Source organism: Streptomyces sp. NPDC025833 (assembly GCF_055558055.1).
On the sequence record NZ_JBVHNF010000015.1, the window covers coordinates 248,267 to 253,798 of the forward strand.

Annotated in this window: 5 protein-coding genes and 1 pseudogene; 2 read left to right on the forward strand and 4 right to left on the reverse strand. The window is 74.9% G+C overall.

All coding sequences use genetic code 11. From position 1 onward, the window contains the following. Positions 1-170 precede the first annotated feature (170 nt). Both ACZ4K2_RS26970 and ACZ4K2_RS26975 read right to left on the reverse strand, forming a co-directional pair. Positions 171-362 carry a hypothetical protein gene (locus ACZ4K2_RS26970; RefSeq protein ID WP_467476102.1) on the reverse strand — a complete coding sequence of 64 codons (192 nt, stop codon included), beginning with the start codon at positions 360-362 and terminating at the stop codon, positions 171-173. A 180-nt stretch (positions 363-542) separates the two neighbouring features. Next, the gene (locus ACZ4K2_RS26975; RefSeq protein ID WP_467476101.1) at positions 543-1,496 is read right to left on the reverse strand and encodes an ROK family protein; all 954 of its coding nucleotides are present in this window, start codon (positions 1,494-1,496) and stop codon (positions 543-545) included. A gap of 208 nt (positions 1,497-1,704) precedes the next feature. Here ACZ4K2_RS26975 and ACZ4K2_RS26980 point away from each other — a divergent pair, with 208 nt between their 5' ends. Next, the gene (locus tag ACZ4K2_RS26980; RefSeq protein ID WP_467476100.1) at positions 1,705-2,754 is read left to right on the forward strand and encodes a LacI family DNA-binding transcriptional regulator; all 1,050 of its coding nucleotides are present in this window, start codon (positions 1,705-1,707) and stop codon (positions 2,752-2,754) included. Positions 2,755-2,943: 189 nt separating this feature from the next. Here ACZ4K2_RS26980 and ACZ4K2_RS26985 read toward each other — a convergent pair whose 3' ends face one another. After that, positions 2,944-4,242: a DUF6986 family protein gene (locus ACZ4K2_RS26985; protein ID WP_467476099.1), complete on the reverse strand. Its 1,299-nt coding sequence runs from the start codon at positions 4,240-4,242 to the stop codon at positions 2,944-2,946. A 233-nt stretch (positions 4,243-4,475) separates the two neighbouring features. Between ACZ4K2_RS26985 and ACZ4K2_RS26990 the strand changes: the two genes are divergently transcribed. Next, positions 4,476-5,354, forward strand: a complete 879-nt coding sequence (locus ACZ4K2_RS26990) for an endonuclease/exonuclease/phosphatase family protein (protein WP_467476098.1) — start codon at positions 4,476-4,478, stop codon at positions 5,352-5,354. Positions 5,355-5,412: 58 nt separating this feature from the next. Here the strand turns inward: ACZ4K2_RS26990 and ACZ4K2_RS26995 are convergent. Further along, a pseudogene (locus ACZ4K2_RS26995) lies at positions 5,413-5,532 on the reverse strand (electron transfer flavoprotein subunit alpha/FixB family protein); the annotation flags it as partial.

Genomic DNA, 5,532 nt, shown 5'->3' on the forward strand with positions numbered 1-5,532 from the left:
GGCACCCGCACCCCCCATTTTGTTTGGCCCCCCGGGCGGCCGGCCCCCCCCCCCCCCCCCCGAAACCCCCCCCCCGGGGGGGGGGCGGGGGCGCCCCCGGGGCGGGGGGGGGCCCCCGGGGGGGGGGGGCCCCCGGCGCGGCCGCCGTCGGCGGTGGGCCCGCGGGCGCCCTACACCTGCCCGAGGGGGTTCTCGTCGACGGTCAGGGTGCCGTCGTCGACGACCTGGCCGACCGTGTCGAGGGCGGTCGAGACGTGGGGGTCGTCCAGCGGGGTGGCGTCCGCCGCGTGGGACGGGGTGACGGCGGCCACGACGAATCCGGTGGCGAGGGAGGCGATGGCCAGCATGCTGCGCTTCTTCATGCGCTGATCAACTGCCGGGAACGGCCGGGGGTCACGCGGATCACCGCGGTTTCGCCGGCCGACGGCCGGCGGCGCCCGGCGGCCCGGCCGTGCGGCGCGCGTCCGTCCGCCCGGTCCGAGCGGCCCGCGTGGTCCACGTGCGTCGGAGTGGCCGGAGTGGTCCTGGCGGCCCGGTGCCCGCTACCGGCTCACCGGGGTCGCGTCCGGCGCGCGGGTCAGCGCCGCCGCGGCCGCGCCGACCAGGCCGGCGTCGGTGCCCATCTGCGCGGGCACCACGGTGAGCCGCCGTACGAAGGACAGGGTCGCGTAGTCGGTGAGGGCCTTGCGCAGGGGGGTGAACAGGACCTCGCCGGCCTTGCCGACCCCGCCGCCTATCACCGCGATGTCGATCTCGACCAGCGTCGCGGTCGCCGCGATGCCGGCCGCGAGCGCCCGCGCCGCCCGCTCGAACGAGGCCCTGGCGACCGGGTCGCCCGCGCGGGCGGCGGCGGCCACCGCGGCGGCCGAGGTGTCGCCGTCCGGGCCGGGACACCAGCCCCGCTCCAGCGCCCGGCGCGCGATGTTGGGTCCGCTGGCGATCCGCTCCACACAGCCGCGGGCACCGCAGGGGCAGGGGTCACCGTCGAGATCGACGCTGATGTGGCCGATGTGGCCGGCGTTGCCCGTCGGCCCGGGGTGCAGCCGTCCGCCGAGGACCAGGCCACCGCCCACCCCCGTCGAGACCACCATGCACAGGGCGTTGTCGTGGCCGCGGGCGGCGCCCTGCCAGTGCTCGGCCGCCGTGATCGCGACCCCGTCGCCGATCAGCTCCACCGGCAGGCCGCCGGTGGCCCGGCGCACCCGGTCCACCAGCGGGAAGTCCCGCCAGCCGGGCACGTTCACCGGGCTCACCGTGCCCGCCGAGGCGTCCACCGGGCCGGCGCTGCCGATGCCGAGCGAACCGGCGCGCCCCCACAGCGGCGACCCGGCGAGGTCGCCGAGGACCTCCTCGACGGCCCGCATGACCGTTTCGCCGTCCTTGCGGGCCGGTGTGGCACGCTGGGCCCTGGCCAGGATGCGTCCGTCGCCGTCCACCAGCGCGCCGGCGATCTTGGTGCCGCCGATGTCCAGGGCCGCCACGAGGTCGGTGTGCATCAGAGTCGGATCTCCCCGTTGAGGCTCGATATGCAGAGGCAGGCCGGTCAAGCGATGGGGGCGCGGGCCGGGGACAGCGGTGGACAGTCTCTCGTGCATCTGACAACGTTGTCCAGGCTCTATGCTCGACGCCACATCCTCATACAAGCCCACGGATCCCGCACCACCCCCGGCGCGGGGAACGGCCGAGAGACAGGACAGCGCCATCGTGCCAGAGACCACCCGCCGCGCAGACCGCCTTCCCGGGTCCCGGTACGGCAACCGCCCGACGATGAAGGACGTGGCGGCGCGCGCCGGGGTCGGACTGAAGACGGTCTCCCGGGTGGTCAACGGCGAGCCGGGGGTCACCCCGGACACCGAGCGCCGGGTGCAGGAGGCGATCGCGGCGCTGGGCTTCCGCCGCAACGACAGCGCCCGGGTGCTGCGAAAGGGCCGTACGGCGAGCATCGGCCTGATCCTGGAGGACCTCGCGGACCCGTTCTACGGACCGCTGTGCCGCGCCGTCGAGGAGATCGCGCGCGCCCACGGTGCCCTCCTGATCAACGGTTCCAGCGCCGAGGACCCCGGACGCGAGCAGGAGCTGGCGCTGGCCCTGTGCGCCCGCCGGGTGGACGGTCTGGTGGTGATCCCGGCCGGGGACGACCACCGGTACCTGGAGCCGGAGATCAGGGCCGGGGTGGCGACCGTGTTCGTGGACCGTCCGGCCGGGCGGATCGACGCCGACGTGGTGCTGTCCGACAACTACGGCGGCGCCCGCGGGGGCGTCGCCCACCTCATCGCCCACGGCCACCGCCGGATCGGCTTCATCGGCGACATGCCCCGCATCCACACCGCCGCCGAGCGGCTGCGCGGTTACCGGGCCGCGATGGAGGACGCAGGCATAGCCGTCGAGGACCGCTGGATGTCCCTGGGGGCGACGAACCCGGAGCGGGTGCGCCGGGCGGCGGAGCGGATGCTGGCCGACGACGAGCCCGTGACCGCGATCTTCACGGGCAACAACCGGGTGACGGTCACCGTCGTCCGGGTCCTCGCCGAGCGGTCGCGGCCGGTCGCGCTCGTCGGCTTCGACGACATCGAGCTGGCCGACCTGCTCCAGCCGGGTGTCACGGTCGTCGCGCAGGACTCCGCGACCCTGGGCCGTACGGCGGCCGAACGCCTCTTCCGCCAGCTCGACGGCACGCCGGTCGCACCGGAGCGGATCGAGCTGCCGACCCGCCTGATCACCCGCGGCTCGGGCGAACTGCCTCCGGCGGACTGACGGCACGCGGACCGGCCGCCCGCCGGGCTCCGGACCGTCCACCCGGGGCACTCACCGCTCCCGGCCGGCATCCCGGCGCGGGTACGGCCGGCCGGTACGGCCCGACGGGACTCCGGCCGACCGGCACGCCCCGGCTTCCTCGACTGGCGTCGGCCAGAGGCTGGACGGCCCCGCGAGGTCCGCGCGTCGCTACTTCGCCGAGGCCGTCAGGTCGCCGCGGCGGGGGGCCGCGAAGCTCTCCAGGTCGGCGCGGGTCAGGCCGCTCAGCCGGGCGACCTCGGCGACGTCCAGCGCGCCGCAGTCCAGGCCGCGCAGCAGGTAGCCGCTGAGGGCCTTGGCGGTGGCGGGCTCGTCCATGACGTCGCCGCCGGCCCGGTTGGCGTACCGGGCGAGGCGGCCCGCGGCCTGCTCGAAGCCCTCGCGGTAGAAGGCGAAGACGGCCGCGTAGCGGGTGGGGATGTGGCCGGGGTGCATGTCCCAGCCCTGGTAGTAGGCGCGGGCGAGCGCACGGCGGGTGAGGCCGAAGTGGAGGCGCCAGGCGTCGTGGACCTTGGCGGTCGGGCCGACGGGCAGGACGTTGGTGGAGCCGTCGGACACCCGGACGCCGGTGCCGGCCGCCGCGACCTGCATGACCGCCTTGGCGTGGTCGGCGGCGGGGTGGTCGCTGGCCTGGTAGGCGGCGGAGACACCGAGGCAGGCGCTGTAGTCGAAGGTGCCGTAGTGCAGCCCCGTGGCGCGGCCCTCGGCGGCCTGGATCATGCGGGCGACCGCGGCGGTGCCGTCGGCGGCGAGGATGGACTGGCTGGTCTCGATCTGGATCTCGAAGCCCAGCCGCCCGGCGTCCAGGCCGTGCGCCTTCTCGAACGCCTCCAGGAGCCGTGCGAAGGCGCTCACCTGCTCGGGGTAGGTCACCTTCGGCAGGGTGAGGACCAGGCCGTCGGGCAGGCCGCCGGCCTCCATCAGTCCGGTGAGGAAGACGTCGAGGGTGCGGATGCCCCGGTCGCGTACGGGGGCCTCCATGCACTTCATGCGGATGCCCATGTACGGCGCCGCCGTGCCGTTGCGGTACGCCTCGGCGATCAGGCGGGCGGCGCGGGCGGCCGTCTCGTCCTCCTCGGCGTCGGGGCGGGGGCCGTAGCCGTCCTCGAAGTCGACGCGCAGGTCCTCCACCGGCTCGCGCTCCAGCTTGGCCCGCACGCGCGAGTAGACCGGCTCGGCGAGGTCGTCGGCGAGGCCGAGGACGGCCGCGAAGGAGGCCGCGTCGGGGGCGTGCTCGTCGAGCAGCGCGAGGGCCTGGTCGCCCCAGGTGCGCAGGGTGTCGGCGGCGAAGGCGTCACCGGGGACGTAGACGGTGTGGACGGGCTGCCGGGTTCCGGGGTCCCCCGGGTAGCGGCGCTCGAGTTCCGCGTCGACCGGCGCGAGGGAGGCGCTGATCTCCTCGCTCACGGCACCCGCGAGGCTCGTCGCCACCTTCTCCTGCTGACCCATCCCACACCCTCCAGATTTCCGCTTCGAGTTTTTCAAGTTTCCGCTTTGTGGAATCAACAATCCGTATGGCGAAGTTATCCGTCAACCTTCCCCGTGGTCAACACCGCACGACATCCATTCCACCTCGTGCTTTCGGCCGGTACACGTTCCTCTGGCAGCCTTGACCTCACCCCCGCGTCCCGCGGGGAGCGTCAGCGACGAATCGCCCGGCAGCCGTCGTGGAAGGAGCACCCGTGCCGATCCTCAGCCGGCTCACCCGCCGCGCGGGCCGCGGGGCCGTGCCCCCGGCCCCGGCCTCCGCGCCCCCGTCCAGTACAGCATCCGCCGGCGGCCCCGCCCTGGACGTCATGTCGTTCAACCTGCGGCACGCGACCTCCACCGGGCGGCACCGGTGGGCGGCCCGCAGGCCCGTGGTGCAGGCCCTGCTGGAGGGCGCGGGCCCGCACGTCGTCGGCACCCAGGAAGGGCTCTACCAGCAGTTGCGCGACATCGGCTCCGACCTCGGGGGCCGGTACGACTGGATCGGCACCGGGCGCGCGGGCGGCAGCCGCGGCGAGTTCATGGCCGTCTTCTACGACACCCGGCGGCTCGCCCCGCGGGAGTACGACCACTTCTGGCTCTCCGACACGCCTGACGTCGTCGGGTCCAACGGCTGGGGCGGCGGCTGCGTGCGGATGGTGACATGGGTCCGCTTCCGGGACCTGCTCGACGGCGGCCGGGAGTTCTACCTCCTCAATACCCACCTGGACGACCGCAGCCGCCGGGCACGCGCGCGGGCCGCCGCCCTGATCGCCCGGCGCGTCGCCGGACTCGACCGCTCGCTGCCGCTCCTCGTCACCGGCGACTTCAACGTCGCCGCGCACCGGAGCCCCGTCTACGACACCATGCTGGGCGCCGGCCTGGCCGACACCTGGGACACCGCGGCCGAACGCGGCCCCCGGTACGGGACCTTCCACGGATACAGGCGGCCGAAGCCGGACGGGGAGCGCATCGACTGGATCCTCGCCACCCCGGGGGTCACGGTCCACCGGGCCTCGATCGACACCTTCTCGCTGGACGGCCGGTTCCCCAGCGACCACCTGCCGGTGCGGGCCGGCCTGACGCTCGGATGAGGCGAGGCCCCCGCGACCGGCCGCGCGGTCACGGGGGCCTCGGCGGCCAGGCGGGAAATCAGCCCTTGCGGCTCTTGATCTCCTCGGTGAGCTGGGGGACGACGTCGAAGAGGTCGCCGACGACGCCGTAGTCGACGAGTTCGAAGATCGGGGCTTCGGCGTCCTTGTTGACGGCGAC